Here is a 21,049-nt window from a genome sequence, read left to right as displayed (position 1 = left end):
TCGATACACTCCTTTTTTCTATATCTTTATTATAGAAGGCCAGGTATGCTTTTTCCTGCGATTGGCCGAACAAAGAATAAAAGCATGTGACACTTTTGTCACATGCTTGTTATATTCACGAAGTCATTCCGCTTTGGGAAGCGTAAGGTCATGGTCGTTCCCACTCCAGGCTTTGATAGCACATCAATCGAGAGGAATAGGGATTTTGCCGCCTTCTTGGTTAAATATAACCCCATCCCTGTTGCCGCACTGTCGCGATGATTTGTCGTGGACGTAAAACCTTTATCAAAAATGCGTGATAAGTCCTTCGACTCGATGCCTCGGCCGCAATCCTTCACTTGGAGGATCGTTTGTTCATCGTGGATATAGCTTTTTATCAAAATATCGGTGTTTTCACTGTATTTAATCGAGTTCGTCAATAACTGCCTGATGATGAAAGCGAGCCATTTGGCATCACTAAGCACTTCGGTCACCTCCAATTGCATGTCAAAGCCGATGCCTTTTTGGATGCACCATGATTGCAATGTTTTGATCTCATCAAAAATGATGGTTTCCAAGTTCATATTCTCCATATACAAGTCATTTTCGATGAAAGGCATGCGCCTTTGATGGAGCTGCTGATCGAGAAGCAGATGGATCCTTAACCACTCATAAGTCAAATGAGATTTCAGCATGCCATCATCCAAGCGGTCGATCATTAAATGCATCGCCGTTAAGGGGGTCTTCACTTCATGAATCCAAGATAATAATTCATCCTTCTCCTGCTCCAATGTCATTTGGCTCTTTTCGGCGGTCTGCTTCAATAATTCAGTCTGGTTCATGATACTGCATTCGATGATTCTTTCGAAAGGGCTGTCGGCTTCTGCTAGATTGGATAAGTCCAGGTTGTCTTCCCGGGCTTCCAGCAGTTTAAAATAATGGGTTTCTTTTTTATAACGGAAAATCAAAAAGATACAAAACATGATCAAGGATAAAAAGACTATGTACATGATGGGCTTTACGGGAATGGCTGAATCAAGATAGGCGACTAAGATGATGAATAGATGAAGGAATGTGAAGAAGGTGATCCAGCTGAGCCTTTCTGCCAAATATTTTCTGATCATGCATGTACCTCTTCAACGGCGATATAGCCTTGTCCGACCTTCGTTTCGATATAAGCCCCCAACCCTAATTCATCCAACCTTTTACGTAAACGGTTCACATTGACGGTAAGGGTGTTATCGCTTATGAAGCGTTTGTCATCCCATAAGCTGTTGATTAATTCTTCACGGCTGACGATCTTGTTTTTTTGTTCAATGAGCTTTTTCAAAATGAAAATTTCATTTTTCGTCAATTCAATCGTTCCAGACTCAGCGGAGACGGTATTCTTTTCATAATCGACTGTTGCGCCGCACCAGGTTTTCAACTCGATTTTTTCGGTATTGTAATTATAAACACGGCGAAGGGTGGCCTGTATCTTGGCGATAAGTACATCGAAATGAAAGGGCTTCTGGATGAAGTCATCTGCCCCAAGCTGCATCGACATCACCATATCGGTAGGATGATCGCGGGACGATAAAAAGATGATGGGAACATTGGAGTGCGCCCGGATCAGCCTGCACCAATGGAACCCATCAAACTTCGGCAGCTGGATATCAATGATGACCAAATCAGGATTGATGTCCGAGAATTCGAGAAAGACTTTACTGAAATCAATGATTCCATGAATATCATAGGACCATTGCGTCAATCTATCTTTCATTTCATTGAATAATGTCGTATCATCTTCTATTAATAACAATTTGAACAAGGGGTTCACCACACTTTTCAGCTTTTCCTTAAAATTATATAGGAAAACCCTTTTAGGTTCTAGAGGAGGGAGGAAATGGAATTTACATGTAGGGGGGGAATCGCAGAAGAAACCGAATTAGAAGGAACGCCCCTACCGGTTGTAGGTAAACGATTTATAGATTAAAATGGACATTATCGAATGGAGGAAGTGAATGGATGGCTGATTTTCCTAATTGCCCTACATGCAATTTTAGAATATACATATGAAGATGGAAGTCTTTTTGTTTGTCCGGAGTGCGCCCATGAGTGGACGGCAGAAGCGGAAACCGATAATGGTGACCAAAGGACGATCAAGGATGCGAATGGAAATGCCTTGAATGATGGGGATACCGTTACCGTCATTAAAGACCTTAAAGTGAAGGGAAGCTCATCCGTCTTAAAAATGGGTACAAAAGTCAAGAGCATCCGTTTAGTTGATGGAGATCATGATATTGATTGCAAAATCGATGGTTTTGGGGCAATGAAATTGAAATCCCAATTTGTTAAAAAGATATAATGATAAAAAAACGGCCTAATCCATTGATTGGGCCGTTCTTTTTTACGTTTCTTCTTAATAAACTTTGTCACCGTTAAAGATCGAATTCTTAACGACTACATAATCAACATTGCGTATGGCTTCCAGCTTGTTTCCGCCAGCATAAGAAATCGAAGACTGAAGATCTTGTTCCATTTCTTTCAGTGTATCTTCCAAAGATCCTTTGTGCTCGACAAACATTTTTTTGCCTTCTACGTTTTTCTTTTCACCTTTTTGGAATTCGGAAGCCGAACCAAAATATTCTTTAAAGGCCTTGCCATCTTTCTCGATCGTTTCCCCTGGAGATTCTTCATGTCCAGCGAATAATGAGCCGATCATGACCATGGAAGCTCCGAATCTAACTGATTTGGCTATATCCCCGTTCGTGCGGATGCCGCCGTCGGCGATGATCGGTTTGCTTGCCGCTTTTGCACACCAGCGAAGCGCAGCCAATTGCCAGCCTCCAGTTCCGAATCCAGTTTTGATTTTCGTGATGCATACCTTCCCTGGACCGATGCCCACCTTTGTCGCGTCGGCACCGGCATGTTCCAACTCCCTTACTGCTTCCGGCGTTCCCACATTCCCTGCAATGACAAAGCTTTCAGGTAAGTGTTTTTTAATATGTTGAATCATTTTGATCACGGCATTGGAGTGTCCGTGTGCAATATCGATCGTAATGAATTCGGGTACGATGTTGTCTGCCGCCAATTGCTCGATGAATCCATATTCTTCATCTTTAACGCCGACACTGATGGATGCGATCAATTCGCGTGCATGCATATCTTGAATGAATGTTACACGTTTTTCAGGTTCGAAGCGATGCATGACATAAAAGTAACCGTTTTCAGCCAGGTACGTGGCAATCTTTTCATCAATGATCGTTTGCATATTGGCTGGTACGACAGGTAACTTGAATGTATGCTTGCCCAAGGTAACGGATGTATCACACTCAGAACGGCTGTTTACTACACATTTTGCAGGAATTAATTGAATATCTTCATAATCAAATACGTTTTCCATGGTATGCACCTCTATATACGAATATTTTTATTGTTTAATATTAAAATTGTTCGCCCAATAGGTAATGTACATCATTTTTGGCAGTAAGTCAAAATTTTTAATGGTTTCCCTTTGATTTAATTTTCCAATGGAGGGGATGATCCGTGTTGCCGAACATGAAAAAACCAGGCCACCATTAGAGCTGGGGGCCTGGCTTCATAGTGATTGAATCTTTTTTTAAAGGAGGGAGTGCTTAATCTCTTGTATCTGTTTCGTATGCCTTTGTTCATGAAGGGACAATAATTCGATCCATTGATCGAGAGAGAGGTCCCCGAATAGGGGATGCTTGGCTTTCTTTTTACTTAAACTCGTATCTTCATCCATTTCATAAAGAACTTGAAATAACCGATCCCTGGATTCAGCCAGTAAATCCATGATGTTCGTTAACTGAAACGGATTGGAAGAAGGTGAAAGGCTGGCAGGGGAAGCGAATTTTTTTGTTCGATCGGATACCAAGTATATGTTTTTTTGAATGATATTGGTGAAGTCCCTTTCCCGGATGCCATTGGCGATCACATCTGTAAATACTTGCTCCGTCAGATACAGATGATGGCATATCTGGGCGATGCTCCATACGCCGGGTGCCGGACGATGGTGCAGCGCTTTTTCATCCAAGTCCGAAATTTCCCCGATTAATTGGTTTCTTGATTCGAATAATAAATCATACTCGATAAAATTCATGAGAACCCCCTTTTGTGACACCCCTGGATAAGCGTCACCGGCTTTTTGTTATAGTTGATTCGAGGCTATAGAAAAAAGGTTGGGTGGATCATTCACGATGAAAAAATCGATACTTATACGTCCGCGAACCGATAATGAAATGCGGTAAACCAATCTTGTAATGGATTCATGATCATCGAGAAATTTCTATGGGTGTTACCATTTGAGTAAGGATGCAGTTTCAGGATTTGAAAAACGTCTATCATGCTTGAGGAAGGCATACAGTTGTGAAGCCAGATTTACTTCGGGTTACGTTGAATACCCTTTCATTCCTATGCAGAAATCTTAGCCTTATGATTGTAATGAGAGCATTTGAGGGAAAAAATAAGGAACGGTATATTATTTGTAGTTTATCATAAAAATAGTGTTTTGTTTCACTTCATTCAACAGATTGTGTGATTCCTAAAATGGCCCACAACGACTGCTCGTTTCATTTCTTGTCATGTCAAACGAAGCGAGGGCATATAATAGACCGAAATAAAGGTTAAATCGTAACAATTATGATTTGTGAGGTGTGAATATGCTTTTGAAACGATACACAGGCAACTTCCTGTTAGTGATTCTCTTGTTTTTGATGCTAGCATTCTTTTTTCTAGGCGATGTGTTTATTCCAAAAGCAATCGATTTTTCCGGATATCCGCTGCTGCATTCCGTGCTTGTCGTATTTTTGGGGTTGTTTTTAGAATCGATTCCATTCCTTTTCCTCGGTGCCATTGCCTCTTCTTTCATCCAGTTGTTCATCAGTGAAGAAATCATCCAGCGAATGATCCCAAAAAGCGCATTGTTAGCCATTTTTGCTGCGATAGCGGCGGCTCTGGTCATTCCGGTGTGCGAATGTGCGATCATCCCGGTCGTAAGGAGATTGATTCAAAAGGGCGTTCCGGTCCATGCTGGCGTTGTCCTGCTTGTAACCGCCCCGATATTGAATGTCATCGTTTTCGGCTCGACCTATTATGCGTTCCAAAATGATCCTTCCATTTTATACGGGAGAATCATACTCTGTGTCCTGACGGCCTTTATCGTCGGATCATTCATTTATATCTTCAGCAGGAAAGATGTGGTGAAGGAGGAGAAGCCGCAAGCAGCCCACGAGCATGTACACGATTTTCCGCCGAGTAAATGGACAAGCTTCATCGAACATACTTCACAGGAATTTTTCATGGTAGGAAGATACTTCATCATGGGAGCCTTGTTTGCCAGTGTATTCCAAGTGCTCATGGATCGGACCATCTTGGCAGGTATCGGACAGGCCCCGATTAAAGGCACGGCGCTGATGATGGGGATTGCCTTCGTTCTCTCACTCTGCTCATCCGCAGATGCCTTCGTTGCCGCATCCTTTTCCCATAGTTTCCTGCCTGGCTCCATCCTCGGTTTCCTTGTCTTCGGTCCGATGCTTGATTTGAAAAATGTCCTGATCATGATGTCGTGTTTTAAACGGAGCTTCGTCTTCACATATGTTTTGCTTGTTTTCGCCGTCGTCTTCAGCCTTTGCCTCATCGCAGGTGCATGGATCAGTAAGGGAGGGCTTTGATGAAAGCTTTTTTCATCCAAAAACTTGAAGGGTTGCTGCTGCTGGGATTGGGTTTGATGATTTTTAAATTGTATGTGTCGGGTCATTTGACGAAATTGATTGCACCGAAGATGGTTCCCTATGCATTGGCGGCGCTTCTTGCTTTTTTTGTGGTCAGCCTTCTTCGGCTGAAAAAACAAAAACAGGTCCGAAATCATTGTGATTGCCATTCGCACGGAGAATCCTCTTCGTCCGTTTTGGTCTTGAAATATAGCTTGTTTTTCATCCCGATTCTTCTCGGCTTTATCTTGACGGATTTCACATTAAGCGGGGAAGTGCTGGCAAAAAGGGGGATGGCCCAGCAGCAAACGCAGAAGAAAAGCTCGAATGATGCAGGAAAGCATGTGAATCAGGAGAAAATTACGGTCACGGATGAAAATTATTTTGAAGTGCTTGATGATCTTCTCAACAACCTCGATACGATTGAAGGGAAAGAAATTGAGCTTTCGGGGTTTGTATATCGCGAAAATAGTTTTACTAAAAAACAAGTGGCGATATCCCGCCTCGCCATGTCCTGCTGTGTGGTCGATGCGACGTTGTATGGATATATGGTCAACGGACATGTGAGCGGAATGAAGACGAATGATTGGTACACCATTACAGGTACATTAAAAAAAGGAAGCTACAAAGGGGAATCCGTGCCAGTGATCAATTTAAAGGATGCGGAGAAAATAAAGGCCCCGAAAGAAGTCTATTTATATGAGAATGTGCAAATCATTCAATAGCTAAAAAACCCGGCAAAAAGTTACTTGTACCGGGTTTTCCTTATGCCAATGGTTATTTTGCTTGAACGAAGACTCCTTTTTCATGTGAGAAGGCCTTGAAGCCGTATATGCCATGATATGATCCGATCCCGCTCGTATTCACACCGCCGAATGGGAGATTGTAATCGGTGAAATGAACGACTACGTCATTGACGGAAGCGTTACCGGAAGTCGTGTGAGTCAGGACTTCATCGATGACCTCCTGATTAGAGCTGAAAACATATAAAGCCAAAGGCTTGTCGCTTTCATTAATGGAATCGATGACTTCATCCAGCTCTTCATAGGTCAGCAACGGGAGGATCGGGGCGAAGATTTCCTCTTGCATGATCTTCATATCATGAGTGACATTCTTCAACACCGTCGGTGCTATCGTGCGGTCGCTTAGGTCGAACTGGCCGCCAAAGACGACTTCGGCGCCTTGTTCGATCGCATCATCAAATAGGGCTTTGACCCGGTTGAAATTCCGCTCATTGACGATTTGCGTGAATTTATTCCTGTCGGCCGTTCCATCCTCCATAAGGAATCCAGCTTGTACGATAGCTTGCAAATGGTTAGTGAATTCCGCTTGGCTGTCTTCCTTGATGTATAGATAATCAGGCGCCACACAAGTTTGGCCTGCATTGACGAATTTACCGACGGCAATTTTTTTCGCGGCATCCAGCAAATCATACCCTTCATCAATAATGGTCGGGCTTTTTCCGCCAAGCTCAAGTGTTACCGATGATAAATGCTTCGCGGCTGCAGTCATGACGATTTTGCCGACATTCGTGCTGCCTGTAAAGAAGATATGGTCAAATGGCTGCTCAAGAAGCTCCGTCGCTACATCCACATCGCCCTCGAAGATTGCCACTTCCGATTCATCGAAGGCCTCGCGGATGATTTTCGCGGCGATATTGCTCGTTTTCATCGTGAAATCGGAAAGCTTGATGATGGCACAGTTACCGGCGGCGATCGCTGCAGCAAGCGGGGCCATCGTAAGCATGAAGGGGTAATTCCAAGGTCCAAGCACTAAACATGTCCCTTTTGATTCATACATTAAATACCCTTTCGCATCAGGATTCAAGGAAGAGCCCACCTCTTTAGGTGCCATCCATTCATCAAGATTATTTATATTATCTTGGATCGATTTGATCGTTCCGAGAATTTCGGCTCTCTTAACCTCATGGTGGGGCTTGCGCACATCTTGGCGCACGGCCTCGATGATCTCTTCCTCATGGGCGACAACCACCTCCAAAAACCGGTTCAATTTCGCTTTTCTTTGTTCAGCGGTCGTTGAACGCATCACTTTTTGGTGTTTCTTTTGCAATTGGAATACTCGATTTATCTCATTTTTCGTTTCAATATCCATGTCGTTTTGTGTCCCCCTTAAAGTGAAATTTGCTTTATTCATCTCTCGAAATTATTATAGGTTTTAAGATGACCTAAATAAAGACAGAGACAAGGGAAGTGTACGTTATCGTATAAATGCCTAGAAACTGTACAATTTTTCAACATGCCAGGAGGTCCTTGTGTGTCAGATGATCATGAAATTATTGCAAATGAACCAATACCTTCAAAAATAAAGGAGGCATTGCTGAGCCTTCTTATGGAAAAGGACATCCGCCGTATCACCAGCAAGGAAATAGCCGCTCTGGCAAACGTCAGCAGGGGTGCCTTGTACTTCTACTATGAAGATAAGTACGATATTTTCGAGGAAATAGTTGAAGAGCAAAAGGACGGGTTACAGATGGCCATTTTCAATTCCCTGAAGGACTTGGACCATATCAACCTGCGAGAAATGAATTTGAAGGTCCTTCCTGCATTATCATATGTGGCGATGCATACTCCATTCTTTTTAACCATGATGGACCGGAATAAAATGCCTTATGTCAATTTCCATGCGTTTTTCTTCGAAGTATTCAATAGGGAAGTCTTGCTGACCCCGATGAAGGAAAACGTTTCGGAGACCTTAAAGGACATGTATGTGCATTATCGGGCCCTCTATACCTATGCCATCATCCTTTTCTGGTTTAAAGAAGGGATGAAACCTTCTCCAGAGAAGATCAGCCGGCAATATTGGGATCTGGTCAGCCAAAAAAGATATTACTGGATTTTCGGTGTTCCCGTTTTGCCGGATGTGGAGGAAGACCGCATCGATCGGCGTGTAATCAGGACGAGACAAGCGCTGCAGGAAGCGATGATCCAATTGATCATCGAAAAAAAAGACTATTCAGCCGTGACGATATCCGATATCACACGCAGAAGCGATATGCGCCGTGCAACTTTCTATGACCATTATTCCGGCAAAGAGGACCTGCTAAAAGCGATCACCCATCATTTCTGTACGGATATCATCGCGATCTTGACGCTTGAAGGGAGTAGGGAGAAAGTGACGATAAAACAATCGGAAGCCATTCTCGTTCGATTGTTCGCTTACCTGTCGGAACATACTTCCATCGTCCATTTCATGAGTGGAAATTACGGGATTCCCGATCCCATCCCTGAAATTCTCAATACCTTAAGCCAGTTTTATTTGAAGCAGAGTTTAGACATCCTTGCAGGTAAGCACATGTATGCGTACTATGTATCCGGGCTATTGGTGGGCCTTATCTTATACAGGCTTCAAGAAGGAAAAGAATACACCCCGCAGTTCCTGGCCCAGGAGTTCATCCAGTTCCTTGATCTGAAGAAATATAAAATCAATCTGCTTTGATGGAAAGCCCGTGCTTCACCGATGAAGGACGTTTTCGTTCCCCGGGAAAAATCGTCAATATGATGATTCCGCATAGAAGCAATGCGATCCCGATCCATGATAGGGAAGCCATGCTTTCACCGACAAGGAATACGCCTAGAAGGGCGGCTGTCAGCGGTTCAGCGAGTGACAGGGAAACGGCTGTCGAAGAAGGGACGGAGATGAGTCCTTTGTTGAAAAATAAATAAGCCACCGCTGTAGCAAGAAGGCCAAGGTGAAGGCTGACGGCCAGCCCGTTTGGCGTGGCGATCCAGCTGATATCCAATATGAATAAAGCGGGTGCCAATAAAAGGGCGCTAAAGCCGAAGATCACAGCGGCAGTCGCTTCCGGAGGTTGTTGCTTCAAGATCCTTTTACTGACCAGTGTGTATACCGTAAAGGAAGCTCCAGCCCCCATTGCAAGCAATGCGCCGACTGGGTCGATTGTAACCGACCCATGATTGGAAAAGAGCAGGAAGCATCCTGCAATCGATAAACCGGTGGCGGCCCACCAGCTTGCGGCTGGCCGTTTTTTACTAAACGACCACTCAAGGAGTCCGGCGATGATGGGCGCGCTGCTTAGTGTCATGATGGTACCGATGGCGATTCCGGTCAGGCTGACGGCCATGAAGAAGAGCGGCTGGTAGCAGGCCATACCCAAAGTCGCCAGGAAAGTTTCTTTGATAGGCCAATTACTACGTGTCCACTTTTTTTGCCAACTTGCCATCAGGCATAAAGCTGCACCTCCGACTGCCAAACGGACGGCCCCGATTGCAATGGGGTTGGCAGCGGCTGGGGCGAATGATTGGGCAGTGCCGGTCGTCCCCCACAGCATGGCACCGAGTATGACGAGTAACATGGGGTATTTATCCTTCATGGAAGCGCTCCTTCTTAAAGATTTACTATTCAGACTATAGGAATGCGCCGGTTAAGTCAAAGGGTTCATTTGTTCTAAGGGAACGATACATAGTATAATGGACTGAATATAGATTGGATTGTAAGGGGGATTGAGAATGTCTTCAGGTAATCGGAATAATCAAATTGGACCGCCGCGCTTCGCCATCGCCGTCCACTCCCTGGTTTGGCTCGCACAAAGCGAAAAGCTCCTGACAAGTTCGGCAATTGCCTCAAAGGTTAAATCACATGCCACGTTTTTAAGGAGGGTGATGGCACAGCTTGCAGCTGAGGGCATCGTCGAAACGAAGGAAGGCCGTGATGGGGGATATAGCTTGAAGGTGCCAGCATCACAGCTAACTTTGGCGGATGTGTATCAAGCGGTCCGGCCGGAATGCTTGGTTTGTATGGAAACGAGCGAATGCGGTGAAATCGGGAAGCAGCTGGATGATGCCTTGGAGGAAATCATGAATGAAGCGGAAAAGGAAACCCTGCGTCTATTGAAGGGTTATACTTTAGAAGATTTCATGAAAAAAGTCGACTTCGAACATTTTGAAAAAGAGTGTCTAGGGTAATATCCTTGCAAGAGGATACCCTTGATTATATAATGTGCTTAATATGATTGCATTTAATAGAGGAGGTATTTACATGAAGGTGGAAATTTGGTCGGATTATCAATGTCCGTTCTGTTATATAGGGAAACGTCGATTCGAAGAGGCTTTGAAGCAATTTGAAAATAAAGAGCAGGTGGAGGTGGAATTTCGCAGCTTTGAGCTGAATCCTGACGCAGAACGGGACATCAATATGACCCAACAGGAAATGCTTATGAAAAAATATGGCATGTCGCAAGCGGACGTGGCAGCAAGCAGCCAAAACCTGACGCAACAGGCAAAGGAATTGGGGCTCGATTATCATTTGGACAACATCGTCTTGACGAATTCGTTCGATGCTCACCGCCTGATGTACCTTGCCCAATCAAAAGGTAAAGAGAATGAAATGAACGAGCGCCTGTTTAAAGCATACTTTACGGAAGGTAAGCATATTGGCGATCATGCTGAACTGGTCAAGCTGGCACAAGAAGCCGGCCTTGATAAGTCTGAAGCTGAAGCCGTTCTCGCCGGGCCGGCATTCACGGCTGAAGTAAGGGGCGATGAGCAGGAAGGAAGCCAGCTTGGAATAACCGGTGTTCCCTTCTTTGTGATCAACCGCAAATATGGCATATCCGGAGCTCAGCCAATCGAAGCTTTCCTTGATACACTGAAAAAAGTGTGGGCGGAGGAAAACCCGCTTCAAATGGTCAATGATCCCGCAACTGGTGAAGCATGTGCGGATGGCTCCTGTAGCGTGCCGGAAAAATAATCCGGCCAGGAAGGACGTACATGTATAAAAGGCTGCATCCAAGATGAATGAATCATCTTGGATGCAGCCTTTTTTCAAAGCCGTGAGTTTTTACTCGTTTGTTTTAAAAGATTAGCGACAATATGAATGTCCAAATGCATACGAAGGCTAATAACCCAAAGCTGTATTTCAATGTCATTTTCGTTAAGGCGGATTCTTGTCCGGTTTCTCCGACGGCTGCCGTAGCGATTGCGATTGATTGTGGGGAAACGAGCTTTGCCATGACGCCCCCGGCCGTGTTTGCGGAAACCAATAATGATGGGTTTGTCCCGATGATATGACCTGCAGTGGACTGTATCGGAGCAAATAACGTATTGTTATTCACTACAGACCCAGTCATGAACACGCCAATCCAGCCTAATAGCGGTGATAAGAGCGGGAAGATATGCCCTGTTGTCGCAACCGCTTCGCCTAAAACGATGGTTAATCCACCATATGACATCAATTTGGCTATCCCGATGATTGCACAGATCATGATGATTGGAATCCGAAACTCTGAAACCGTTTTTTTCAGGAGGGAAAGACCTTCCCTGACATTAATGGCTTTTGTCGTTGCGATGGTCGTCAGCGCAGCCAATAAGATTGCCGTTCCCGTAGCACCGATTAAATCAATGCCGATCGCAATCGATGACCCCGGAATCGTAAATTTCAGAACAGCCGATTCAAAGACGCCTCCTTGAGAAAACAATCCTTTAAATGCAGGTAAGCTCCAAATCAAGACAAATGCCGTTAATAAATAGAATGGAGACCATGCCTTGATAACATCACTCTTAGTATGCTTTTCAACCTGATACTCTTTGCCGTTGAGTAAAAATATGTGTGTAGGCTGCCACTTATTTAGGAATAGCGCCAACACACCCATTGTTAATAGTGATGGAATAATGTCAGCTAACTCTGGGCCTATAAAAACGGTCATGATTGCCTGGGATACAGTATAAGTAATCGATGTCACTAATATGGCCGGCAATACTTGTTTGATCCCTTTCATTCCATCCATCAACCATATTAATAAAAACGGAATGGTAAAGTTAATGAGTGGCAGTGTTAACGCGGTCATCACGGACACATTCATCGAAGTCACATTTTCCAGGCCGAATGTATCAATGATGCCAACGGGTATCCCGATTGCCCCAAATGCTCCTGAAGCACCATTTGCTATCAGACAGAGCATCGCTGCCTGTAAAGGCTTGAATCCCAATGACACTAATAGGACGGCACAGATGGCGATCGGTACACCAAAACCTGCTGCCCCTTCAAGAAAGGCGTTGAAGCAAAAACCAATCAGTAAAAGCTGAAGGCGCTGGTCTTGTGAAATCCCTGCAATGCTGCCGCGTAACACCTCGAACTTGCCGGATTTAACGGAGATTTTATATAACCAGACCGCCATCACGATGATATAACCAATCGGCCATATTCCTTGGAACGTACCTTGAACCACACTTCCGATGGCTTCTCCCAAAGGTAGCTTAAAGAGGAAGAGGACAATAAGAAAGGTAACGAATAGGTTTAAAAGGGCTGCATGTATTCCCTTCATTTTAAAGATGGTCAAGCATAATAGAAATAAAAGGATCGGTATAGCTGCAACCAATGCTGAAAGGGCAAGATTATTAAAGGGGTTGTATGTTTCTGCTAACATATTGACAGCTCCCTGTGTAAGAAATTCTGGTTAGAGAAAGTAACTACTCCCAAAATTGGGCTTGAATATCTTGAAGCGTATGAACTGAACGGGCAAACTGTTCCGTTTCGCTCTCGTTAAGGGTAAGCTCGACAATGCTTTTTGCACCTGTGCGATTAATGACAGTAGGGGTGCCGATATAAACATTGCTATGGCCATATTCGCCTTCCAACAATGACCCCACTGGCAAGACGACATTTTCATTCTTTAAAATCGCTTTTGTGATTCTGGCCAATCCCATTGCGATTCCGTAATACGTAGCACCTTTAGACTCAATGATCTGGTAGGCAGCATCACGGACACTGACGGCAATCTCTTTTTTTCTTGCCTCCGTTAATTTTGGTGCGATCGGCAAACCGGAGAAATTGGCAGAGCTCCAAACCGGGAGTTGTGAATCACCATGTTCACCAATGATATAGGCATGGATACTTGTAGGTGCGGTATTGAATTCTTGCCCTAATAAAGAGCGGAATCTTGCAGAATCCAATATAGTCCCTGACCCAATCACTTTTTCTTTCGGTAAACCGGAAAATTTCCAAGTCGCATATGCCAAAATGTCCACTGGATTCGTTGCGACCAAGAAAATGCCATTAAATCCAGCTTTCATGATGCTGCCGACGATCGCTTCAAAAATGTTCATATTTTTCTTTACAAGATCTAACCTGGTTTCTCCGGGCTTTTGTGCTGCCCCAGCACATATTACGACGATTGCTGCATCCGAACAGTCCTTGTATGATCCGGATTTTATATTCATGGCACTAGGCGCATACACAAGACCATGATCTAAGTCCATAACATCGCCTTTCGCTTTTTCTTGATTCAAATCGACAAGCACCAACTCATCGCATATTCCTTGATTCATCAATGCGTAGGCATAACTTGATCCAACTGCGCCAGTACCAACCAAAACGACTTTCGTTCCTTTTGTAGAATTCATAATGAATACCTCCAATTTCTCCGAATGTAAATTACTTTTGATATAAATAATTCCCTACTCGAATTTCATTGCAGTATTATTCTGTCCCCCGTTTCCCAGGGGAATTCTTTAGAAAGGTTGCCTGATCATCCCCCCATTAAATTTGTGAACAAATTCACATATTGTTGCAAAAAAATGGCAAGCTTGCCTGTTTTCACGTTTGGGTTCTTGTTGTAAGTAATTACTTTGTGAATCATTTCACAATGTTATTGTACTACATAGCACGACAACATTGCAACAAACAAAAGAAATAGTTAATTTGTTTTTTATATGAATGTAGCAGCATTTGCAATGGTTGCCGGATCGGCACTGACCAAAGAGAAGGCCGTTTAAAAAGGAGATGATGGATGGCACAAAGAATATAGTGTAAAGAAGGGATATTCCAAACGTTTGAAACTGGTAAAGGAGCTGGGAAGTATGAAGTATATCATCATTGGAACGCTGATTTTGGTCGTAGCATGTGTGGTAATGGCCAAACTGATTACCTATAAATATTGGACTTGTATTTATACCGCATTCGGCCATGATAATTATTTTAAGGTAATCGCAAAATTGGAAAGGGAAGGGGTGGGCTTCAAAACGAAAACGCCTCTCCAGCTAGGTTCCACGGACTTTCAAAATCGCAACAAAATGACTCAATACGATGTTTTTGTGAAAAAAGGAGATGAGCAGGCTGCCCAGAGGGCCATTCACAGCGCGTGATCTGCGTGACAGGCTATTTGCTTTGGCAAAACGGTGAATTCCAGTTGGAAGGAAATCAATGATGAAAAAACAATTGCTTAATATGATGGAAAGAAAAGAACTGGTGGAACTATACTCGGATCCTAATGACTTAAGAAAATTCGATGTGGTCAGAATCTTAAAAGTGTCGGATGCATTTTTAGTGGCAGCCAATATGGCATCCAACGGAATGTATGATGGCTATCGCCTGCTTTATGTCGATAACATCCACCAAATGAATATCCAGACGAAATATATTAAGAAAATCAAGAAACTATATCAGGCCAAAAAACAAAGTCATCTCGATTTCGTTGATGAAAATGATGATTTGCTTTTGAGTTTTCTCGACTTTGCCCATAAACATAACTTCATGGTTTCGGTTGACCTCCTTAATGTTCCCGGGGAGGTGCAAGGCTTCATAAAACACCTGGAAGCTGATATATTTGTCATTTCAATGGTGGACGATATGGGGGAACTGGATGGGGAAGCATTCATTAGGTTTGGTGCCATACACGGCATGTCATGTGATGGTCAAGATGTATCAGACTTAATGCGGATATATTCGGGAATTGGAAAATGAATGAAATCTGGCGCCGCCCTGGAAGAGGTCAAGGATTTTCAGGTGTCATTCGTTTTCTATGGTGCAAAAGACTGAAAATTTGTATAATGGGTGAGGTGGACCAGCACAATCAAAAATGGATTGACATATAGGAGGAACAAACATGAGTAAGCTTGATGGCAGGACCATTGCTTTATTGGGGGCAAGGAAAACGGAAGAGCTCAGCAAGATCGTGCATAATCTTGGCGGAGTCCCGCTTGTTCGTCCGGCACAAGGGACGGTATTCCTTGATGATTCCCATTTGGAAGAAGATGTCACCCGTTTGATGGCAGGAGAGTTCGATTGGATCATCCTCACGACGGGAGTGGGTACGGAGCTTTTATATAAAACGGCATTGAAGCTGGAAGCGGGGGAGCGTTTCATAGCAGCTTTACGGTCAACGAAAATCGCGGCCAGGGGCTATAAAACGGTGAATATGCTGAAGAAGCTTGGCCTCAACCCGTTGATCCGTGATGATGATGGAAGTACGGCAGGACTCGTCCGCAACCTGGAGGGACATCTGTCCGGCGCTGTAAAGGTTGCCCTGCAGCTTCATGGCGATCCTGCTCCGCTCTTGATGAACTGGCTGGATGAACAAAGCGTGGAACATAAAGAAATCCTTCCCTATGAACATATAGCGCCTGAAATAGAAACGATGCAGCAGTTAGCAGGAGAAATCCTTGATGGCACCATCGATTCCGTCGTGTTCACGAGTGCACCGCAGCCTCGCAATTTAATGAAATTTGTCCGTGAACAAGGTCTGGAGGATCAAATAATTGAACAATTCAAATCGAAGGTCGTTGCACTTGCAGTCGGAAAGGTAACGGCGCAAGTGGTAATCGATGAAGGAATCGAGCGGGTCATTTATCCTGAGGATCAACGGATGGGCAGTGCAATGGTGGAACTGGTGAAATTTTATCACGGGATTGCAAGCAGATAGGGGTGAGGGCGCAATGACCATTGGCAAGGTTTATTTTGTGGGCGCAGGCCCGGGGGATGCGGGATTGATTACCGTAAAAGGCCAAAGGGCAATTGAAAAAGCAGATGTCATTATATATGATAGACTGCTGAATCCTAAAATATTGGAAGCCGCCTCGCTCGATTGCGAATTGATTTATTGCGGGAAGACACCTTATTCGAATGGCATCGATCAATCGGACATCAATGCCCTGCTTGTGTCGAAGGCCCTTGATGGATTGGTGGTCATTCGTCTGAAAGGCGGGGACCCTGCCGTTTTTGGAAGAGTGGGTGAGGAAGCGGAGTCGTTGCAAGCTAACGGGATCTCCTTTGAAATCATTCCGGGCGTTACGTCTGGGATCGCCTCCTCCATCTATGCGGGCGTCCCCGTGACACACCGAAATCATGGGCGCTCCTTTGCCATGGTGACGGGCCATGGAGAAGGATTGCAAGATATAGGTTGGAAGGGGCTCGTCGATGGGATAGATACGATTGCCTTTTATATGGGGGTGGCCAACCTTACGGATATTTGCAAAAACTTGATCGGCCATGGAAAGCCCGGAAACACGCCGGTACTTGTGATTCAATGGGGTACATATGGACGACAGGTAACCGCCGAGGGGACATTGGACGATATAGTGGAAAGGGTAAGGGAAAAGTCGCTTCTCAATCCAGCGATCACCTTGGTCGGCGATGTCATTACACTTAGGGGAAACCTGCAATGGTTCGAGAACAAACCACTATACGGCCAACAATTTTTAGTGGCCAGGACTGGCACGGTAAAGAGTCATTTGGCGGAAGAGTTGCAGGAACTTGGCGGCGATGTCATCGAGTTCCCGAAATGGATGGCGAATGGTGTGAAAATGGAAGAAAGCCAGTTGCTCTCTTTTCTTTCGTATGAACGAATTCTCTTCACTTCGCCAGAAAGCATCCACGGATTCTTGGATTCTCTCACAGAACATGCCATTGATTTTCGGCGGATATCATCTGAACTTTATGTTGTATCGAGGAAATCGAAGCAGGTTCTGCAACAGCGCGGATTGGTGGCAAAGCTCCAAACCGAGATGGAGGATACGGGAAGGCTGTTGGTTATTGGAGATAGCGATAAGAACCGAATCGATTCGGATTATGGGGAAGCGGATTATGTCCAATCGATCGAGAAATTTGTCGATGAGAGATTCTTTGAAATACTGCCGAGAATGCTAGCCGAAAAAGCTGTCGATACGGTGCTTTTTTCGAACCGGCATTCCGTTGATATGCTGATGGAATACACTAGCAAGGCAAATGTGGATATTGAAGCGCTGTTAAGGCGTGCTTCGATTGGCGTCATCGGCAAAAGCACCGGCAAAAGAATCCAAGACTATGGATTTTCCGTACATATGATGCCAGAAGAACCTTCTGTGGAAGGATTGGTGGCTCTGATTAAAACCTTTCCCTGCTTATATTGAACATCAACATTTCCAGGGTACTTCTCATTCGATGTTACATTCCCCTTTCCCCATCGCCCCTGGCGGCTGAGGATATCAAGCAAACCGCTGGCAGTTTATGTGGTTGTTTGAATAAAAGTCTTTTAATCCGCGACAAAATGGGTATTATATATGAGTAACTTTCTTGGGGAGGCGAACGAATTGAAACGTACATGGGAATACGCGTTAAGTATCATTGGCGTCAGCATCGCTGCGATCTTTTTGATTGTAACGATTATTGCAGCCGTTTATATCAACAGTGTTGATTTGAAAGGACTGGTGGACTATTCATTAATGACCGATTCGGAGTTTTCGGCATCCGAGATCGATATGTCCATCAAGTTATTCATGGGTCTGCTGTGGGCGGGGATCATCTCATTGATCATTGCATTGGCAGGCGGCTTGAGTTCTATCTTTCTATTAAAAGGCGGCAAAGCGAGGCCAGCCGGAATTATATGGATCATTACGGGGATAGTGACCGTTTTTCAAATATGGCCGGTTATTTTCTTCATCGTGCCGGGAATCATGTGTCTCGTCAGGAAGCCAATTGATACGGTGGAAGTGATCGTCTGATCGAACATGATACATAGCTTTGTGATGTGGAGAAGGAGCTGACCCGGAGATGGGTCAGCTTCTTTTTTTATTCAAGGCATTGGGATTGGGAATTACAGATTAATTTTCCTTGAATATCCGTTTTTCCCTCAAATTACTAATCTGTCATGTTACTATTATAGTAATTCTAATAGATTGGAGTTCGATCAATGAAGATCCCATTAATGAAGGTTGGAATTTTGTCCTGTTTAACATTCAGCTTGTTCCATGGACAAGCTTTCGCAGAGTCTGAATGGACCGATGTTTGTTCACCGCTAGGTCAAATCCAACCGAATAAAAATCCTTCTTACGGACAAATCAACTGCTTGCTGACGAATGCAGCAATTAAGGCTGAGATCCCCCCAGAAGTGGTGAAAGCGGTGGCCACGCAGGAAAATGGCGATTGGAGGCAATTCAATGACGCTGGCAAGCCGATCAAATCCAGTGATGGGGGCATTGGCTTGATGCAGCTTACCAATAAAAGCGGGTATGACCAGAAAAAGCTGGAAAATGATATCGTCTACAACATCGAGGCCGGTGTCGAGGTATTGAGCGGCATGTATGCAAGAAAAGATTTGCCGAAAATCAAAGGGGCAGGACGCCGTGTCATTGAAAACTGGTATTTCCCAGTCATGGCCTACAATGGGACAAAGCCAGTGAATAGCCCCCTTTACCAGGAAAACGGGAAAAGGAATACGGGTGCCTATCAAGAGGAAGTATTTGCCGAGCTGGAAAAACAAAGCTACTTGTCCGGTACAAAATTGGCAAGCTATCCATTCAGCACAACAGACTTTGAGTATGATCGAGGGAGTACGGCCAATATCATCTTTAAGAAGCTGGAATACACGCTGACCGGGCAAACGCATGACTCCGTCTATTGGTTCAAGGCAGGGGACAAAGCGGTCACCACTTCGAGTGTGAAAATAAGGGGAAAGGCCAGCACCTCTTCTGGGTATACGACGGTGCCGAAGGATACATGGCTGATCATGACAGGCGATCTTGTCTATGAGGAGTCGGCGGCGAATAAGTTTGTCTGGTTCCCCGTACAAACGGAAGATAAAAAAATCAAGGGATACCTTTCCTCGGCTTATATTTCCAATAAGCCATCGAGTCCTGTCATGGATGCAAACGCACCCGTAATTTCAGGGGCAAAGAACTTAGCGGTTCCATACAACTCAAAGTTCGATGCCAAGTCCAATGTAAAAGCCAAGGATGATAAAGATGGAGATCTGACGAGCGCCATCCGGGTTGAGGGCAAGGTGGATACAAAGAAGGTGGGTACTTATAATTTGACCTATACGGTTACTGACAAGGCGGGGAATGTTGCCAAGGTCATAAGGAAGATAACCGTTTATGATCAAGTTAAGCCAGTCATCTCAGGTGCAGGAAGTAAAACGATCGGTTTGAATGCTTCATTTGATCCGAAATCAAACGTGAGTGCCAAGGATAATGCGGATGGCAGCTTGACAAGTAAAATAAAAGTGACCGGTACGGTGAACACGAAGAAAAAGGGAAGCTATACATTGAAGTATACGGTCACCGATTCTTCGAAAAACACGGCGACGATCACCAGAAAGATCACGATAGATAGCACGAAGCCTGTCATCTCGGGAGCGACCAATAAAACGATTGCCTATAACTCGGCATTCAATCCTAAGTCAGGAGTAACCGCAAAAGATAATCTCGATGGCGACCTGACTGGGAAAATCAAGGTAACGGGTACGGTGAATACGAAGAAAAAAGGAACGTATACATTAACGTATACCATTACAGACAAATCGGCTAATACGGCGACAGTAACCAGAAAGGTCACAATAGACAGCACGAAGCCTGTCATCTCGGGAGCGGCCAATAAAACGATTGCCTATAAGTCCACATTCAATTCTAAATCAGGCGTATCGGCTAAAGATAACTTGGATGGAAACGTGACGAATAAGATCAAAATAACGGGGTCCGTGAATACGAACAAAAAGGGTAGCTATACCTTGACGTATACAGTGACGGATAAATCGCAGAACAAGGCAGTGACAAAAAGGAAAATCACAGTTAAATGAGGCTAAAAAAGGATTCCGTGAAACGGGAATCCTTTTTTATAATGTTATTTGCCGATTTGTTCGGGATGGAGTGAACGTAGAGAAAAATGCTATAATTGTAAAAAGATGTATAAATGACTGGAGGAACGTTTATGGGTGATGAGCAGGGTCATGTGAATTGGATGGATCAAATTTTTCGGGATTATGAAAAAGACGGCGGTCTGAAGAATAACCCTGGTTTTGGGAAGCCGCTTCCGGAGTCGGCGCTTTCGGGAAATATGTATGACAACTTCCTGTCAAAGGCGAAAGATGCCGGTTTCCTTCCGCTGTGGATAAAATGGCAAAAGGAAATTCGCGAAGAGCTATCCGAAATCGTCCGGTTGCGAAAAACGAATGTCGAGAACAGGCAATTAACCAGTCAAATTGAACGAATCAATGAGAAAGTCCGTACCTACAATGCGATATGCCCGCCCAAAATGCAACGGCGGGAAATAGAATGGGAAACCATCGAAAGCCAGTTTGAAAAATGGAAATGATGGATTATGGAAAAAAAAGCGGGTATTTGTATGACGTG

At 44.4% G+C, this 21,049-nt stretch carries 20 protein-coding genes and 1 pseudogene; 13 read left to right on the top strand and 8 right to left on the bottom strand.

Annotated features, from left to right (window positions below):
* Positions 1 to 98: 98 nt before the first annotated feature.
* Positions 99 to 1,103, bottom strand: a complete 1,005-nt coding sequence (locus MHI53_RS18125) for a sensor histidine kinase (RefSeq protein WP_061143351.1) — start codon at positions 1,101 to 1,103, stop codon at positions 99 to 101.
* Positions 1,100 to 1,789, bottom strand: coding sequence for a response regulator transcription factor (locus MHI53_RS18120; protein WP_061143376.1), 690 nt, complete (start codon positions 1,787 to 1,789; stop codon positions 1,100 to 1,102). The genes MHI53_RS18125 and MHI53_RS18120 overlap by 4 nt, the downstream gene beginning before the upstream one ends.
* Positions 1,790 to 1,986: 197 nt before the next feature.
* Between MHI53_RS18120 and MHI53_RS18115 the strand changes: the two are divergent.
* Positions 1,987 to 2,326 (top strand): annotated as a pseudogene (locus MHI53_RS18115) (zinc ribbon domain-containing protein YjdM).
* A 54-nt stretch (positions 2,327 to 2,380) separates the two neighbouring features.
* On the opposite strand, the gene guaC reads toward MHI53_RS18115, so the two are convergent.
* Both guaC and MHI53_RS18105 read right to left on the bottom strand, forming a co-directional pair.
* The gene (gene guaC / locus MHI53_RS18110; protein ID WP_061142316.1) at positions 2,381 to 3,364 is read right to left on the bottom strand and encodes a GMP reductase; all 984 of its coding nucleotides are present in this window, start codon (positions 3,362 to 3,364) and stop codon (positions 2,381 to 2,383) included.
* A 216-nt stretch (positions 3,365 to 3,580) separates the two neighbouring features.
* Entirely contained in the window at positions 3,581 to 4,084 is a 504-nt protein-coding gene (locus MHI53_RS18105) for a DinB family protein (protein WP_340371878.1), read from the bottom strand.
* Between the two features lie 559 nt (positions 4,085 to 4,643).
* Here MHI53_RS18105 and MHI53_RS18100 point away from each other — a divergent pair.
* Positions 4,644 to 5,654: a permease gene (locus MHI53_RS18100; RefSeq protein ID WP_061142314.1), complete on the top strand. Its 1,011-nt coding sequence runs from the start codon at positions 4,644 to 4,646 to the stop codon at positions 5,652 to 5,654.
* Positions 5,654 to 6,418, top strand: a complete 765-nt coding sequence (locus MHI53_RS18095) for a TIGR03943 family protein (RefSeq protein ID WP_061142313.1) — start codon at positions 5,654 to 5,656, stop codon at positions 6,416 to 6,418. Before MHI53_RS18100 ends, MHI53_RS18095 begins: the two co-directional genes overlap by 1 nt.
* A 52-nt stretch (positions 6,419 to 6,470) precedes the next feature.
* Here the strand turns inward: MHI53_RS18095 and MHI53_RS18090 are convergent, their stop codons facing one another.
* Complete coding sequence (locus MHI53_RS18090; protein ID WP_340371877.1) at positions 6,471 to 7,805, bottom strand: aldehyde dehydrogenase family protein; 1,335 nt, start codon at positions 7,803 to 7,805, stop codon at positions 6,471 to 6,473.
* A 162-nt stretch (positions 7,806 to 7,967) separates the two neighbouring features.
* Here MHI53_RS18090 and MHI53_RS18085 point away from each other — a divergent pair, with 162 nt between their 5' ends.
* Positions 7,968 to 9,149, top strand: coding sequence for a TetR/AcrR family transcriptional regulator (locus tag MHI53_RS18085; RefSeq protein WP_260320186.1), 1,182 nt, complete (start codon positions 7,968 to 7,970; stop codon positions 9,147 to 9,149).
* Here MHI53_RS18085 and MHI53_RS18080 read toward each other — a convergent pair.
* Positions 9,136 to 10,044, bottom strand: coding sequence for an EamA family transporter (locus MHI53_RS18080; RefSeq protein ID WP_061142310.1), 909 nt, complete (start codon positions 10,042 to 10,044; stop codon positions 9,136 to 9,138). The genes MHI53_RS18085 and MHI53_RS18080 overlap by 14 nt on opposite strands.
* A 136-nt stretch (positions 10,045 to 10,180) precedes the next feature.
* On the opposite strand from MHI53_RS18080, the gene MHI53_RS18075 reads away from it, so the two are divergent.
* Both MHI53_RS18075 and MHI53_RS18070 read left to right on the top strand, forming a co-directional pair.
* The gene (locus MHI53_RS18075) at positions 10,181 to 10,636 is read left to right on the top strand and encodes an Rrf2 family transcriptional regulator (protein ID WP_061142309.1); all 456 of its coding nucleotides are present in this window, start codon (positions 10,181 to 10,183) and stop codon (positions 10,634 to 10,636) included.
* A 73-nt stretch (positions 10,637 to 10,709) separates the two neighbouring features.
* Positions 10,710 to 11,420: a DsbA family oxidoreductase gene (locus tag MHI53_RS18070; RefSeq protein WP_340371876.1), complete on the top strand. Its 711-nt coding sequence runs from the start codon at positions 10,710 to 10,712 to the stop codon at positions 11,418 to 11,420.
* Between the two features lie 103 nt (positions 11,421 to 11,523).
* On the opposite strand, the gene MHI53_RS18065 is transcribed toward MHI53_RS18070, so the two are convergent.
* Entirely contained in the window at positions 11,524 to 13,095 is a 1,572-nt protein-coding gene (locus tag MHI53_RS18065; protein ID WP_340371875.1) for an L-lactate permease, read from the bottom strand.
* 43 nt (positions 13,096 to 13,138) lie between these two features.
* On the bottom strand, positions 13,139 to 14,071 hold the full coding sequence (locus MHI53_RS18060; protein ID WP_061142306.1) for an L-lactate dehydrogenase: 933 nt from the start codon (positions 14,069 to 14,071) through the stop codon (positions 13,139 to 13,141).
* Between the two features lie 456 nt (positions 14,072 to 14,527).
* On the opposite strand from MHI53_RS18060, the gene MHI53_RS18055 reads away from it, so the two are divergent.
* From MHI53_RS18055 to MHI53_RS18025, 7 genes are all read left to right on the top strand, one after another.
* Positions 14,528 to 14,812 carry a hypothetical protein gene (locus tag MHI53_RS18055; protein ID WP_061142305.1) on the top strand — a complete coding sequence of 95 codons (285 nt, stop codon included), beginning with the start codon at positions 14,528 to 14,530 and terminating at the stop codon, positions 14,810 to 14,812.
* A gap of 58 nt (positions 14,813 to 14,870) precedes the next feature.
* Positions 14,871 to 15,410 (top strand): hypothetical protein, encoded by a 540-nt coding sequence (locus MHI53_RS18050; RefSeq protein ID WP_061142304.1) that lies wholly within the window; start codon positions 14,871 to 14,873, stop codon positions 15,408 to 15,410.
* Between the two features lie 142 nt (positions 15,411 to 15,552).
* Complete coding sequence (locus MHI53_RS18045) at positions 15,553 to 16,368, top strand: uroporphyrinogen-III synthase (protein WP_340371874.1); 816 nt, start codon at positions 15,553 to 15,555, stop codon at positions 16,366 to 16,368.
* A gap of 13 nt (positions 16,369 to 16,381) precedes the next feature.
* Positions 16,382 to 17,833 (top strand): uroporphyrinogen-III C-methyltransferase, encoded by a 1,452-nt coding sequence (cobA, locus tag MHI53_RS18040; protein WP_340371873.1) that lies wholly within the window; start codon positions 16,382 to 16,384, stop codon positions 17,831 to 17,833.
* Positions 17,834 to 18,013: 180 nt separating this feature from the next.
* Positions 18,014 to 18,424: a DUF4064 domain-containing protein gene (locus MHI53_RS18035; protein ID WP_340371872.1), complete on the top strand. Its 411-nt coding sequence runs from the start codon at positions 18,014 to 18,016 to the stop codon at positions 18,422 to 18,424.
* Positions 18,425 to 18,612: 188 nt separating this feature from the next.
* Entirely contained in the window at positions 18,613 to 20,496 is a 1,884-nt protein-coding gene (locus MHI53_RS18030) for an immunoglobulin-like domain-containing protein (protein ID WP_340371871.1), read from the top strand.
* Positions 20,497 to 20,627: 131 nt separating this feature from the next.
* A complete protein-coding gene (locus MHI53_RS18025) occupies positions 20,628 to 21,011 on the top strand; it encodes a DnaJ family domain-containing protein (protein WP_340371870.1) in 384 nt (127 codons plus the stop codon).
* Positions 21,012 to 21,049 lie beyond the last annotated feature (38 nt).

The sequence above is a fragment of the Peribacillus sp. FSL E2-0218 genome, from assembly GCF_037992945.1.
In the GTDB taxonomy this organism is placed as follows: Bacteria; Bacillota; Bacilli; order Bacillales; family DSM-1321; genus Peribacillus; species Peribacillus simplex_B.
The sequence above is the reverse complement of the archived record's forward strand: the minus strand, read 5'-3'. Positions and strand labels throughout refer to the sequence as shown.

Coding starts and splice junctions, on each gene's coding strand:
- MHI53_RS18125 (WP_061143351.1), bottom strand. CDS start 1,103: ATGATCAGAAAATATTTGGCAGAAAGGCTCAGCTGGATCACCTTCTTC.
- guaC (WP_061142316.1), bottom strand. CDS start 3,364: ATGGAAAACGTATTTGATTATGAAGATATTCAATTAATTCCTGCAAAA.
- MHI53_RS18105 (WP_340371878.1), bottom strand. CDS start 4,084: ATGAATTTTATCGAGTATGATTTATTATTCGAATCAAGAAACCAATTA.
- MHI53_RS18100 (WP_061142314.1), top strand. CDS start 4,644: ATGCTTTTGAAACGATACACAGGCAACTTCCTGTTAGTGATTCTCTTG.
- MHI53_RS18095 (WP_061142313.1), top strand. CDS start 5,654: ATGAAAGCTTTTTTCATCCAAAAACTTGAAGGGTTGCTGCTGCTGGGA.
- MHI53_RS18090 (WP_340371877.1), bottom strand. CDS start 7,805: ATGGATATTGAAACGAAAAATGAGATAAATCGAGTATTCCAATTGCAA.
- MHI53_RS18080 (WP_061142310.1), bottom strand. CDS start 10,044: ATGAAGGATAAATACCCCATGTTACTCGTCATACTCGGTGCCATGCTG.
- MHI53_RS18075 (WP_061142309.1), top strand. CDS start 10,181: ATGTCTTCAGGTAATCGGAATAATCAAATTGGACCGCCGCGCTTCGCC.
- MHI53_RS18070 (WP_340371876.1), top strand. CDS start 10,710: ATGAAGGTGGAAATTTGGTCGGATTATCAATGTCCGTTCTGTTATATA.
- MHI53_RS18065 (WP_340371875.1), bottom strand. CDS start 13,095: ATGTTAGCAGAAACATACAACCCCTTTAATAATCTTGCCCTTTCAGCA.
- MHI53_RS18060 (WP_061142306.1), bottom strand. CDS start 14,071: ATGAATTCTACAAAAGGAACGAAAGTCGTTTTGGTTGGTACTGGCGCA.
- MHI53_RS18055 (WP_061142305.1), top strand. CDS start 14,528: ATGAAGTATATCATCATTGGAACGCTGATTTTGGTCGTAGCATGTGTG.
- MHI53_RS18050 (WP_061142304.1), top strand. CDS start 14,871: ATGATGAAAAAACAATTGCTTAATATGATGGAAAGAAAAGAACTGGTG.
- MHI53_RS18045 (WP_340371874.1), top strand. CDS start 15,553: ATGAGTAAGCTTGATGGCAGGACCATTGCTTTATTGGGGGCAAGGAAA.
- cobA (WP_340371873.1), top strand. CDS start 16,382: ATGACCATTGGCAAGGTTTATTTTGTGGGCGCAGGCCCGGGGGATGCG.
- MHI53_RS18030 (WP_340371871.1), top strand. CDS start 18,613: ATGAAGATCCCATTAATGAAGGTTGGAATTTTGTCCTGTTTAACATTC.
- MHI53_RS18025 (WP_340371870.1), top strand. CDS start 20,628: ATGGGTGATGAGCAGGGTCATGTGAATTGGATGGATCAAATTTTTCGG.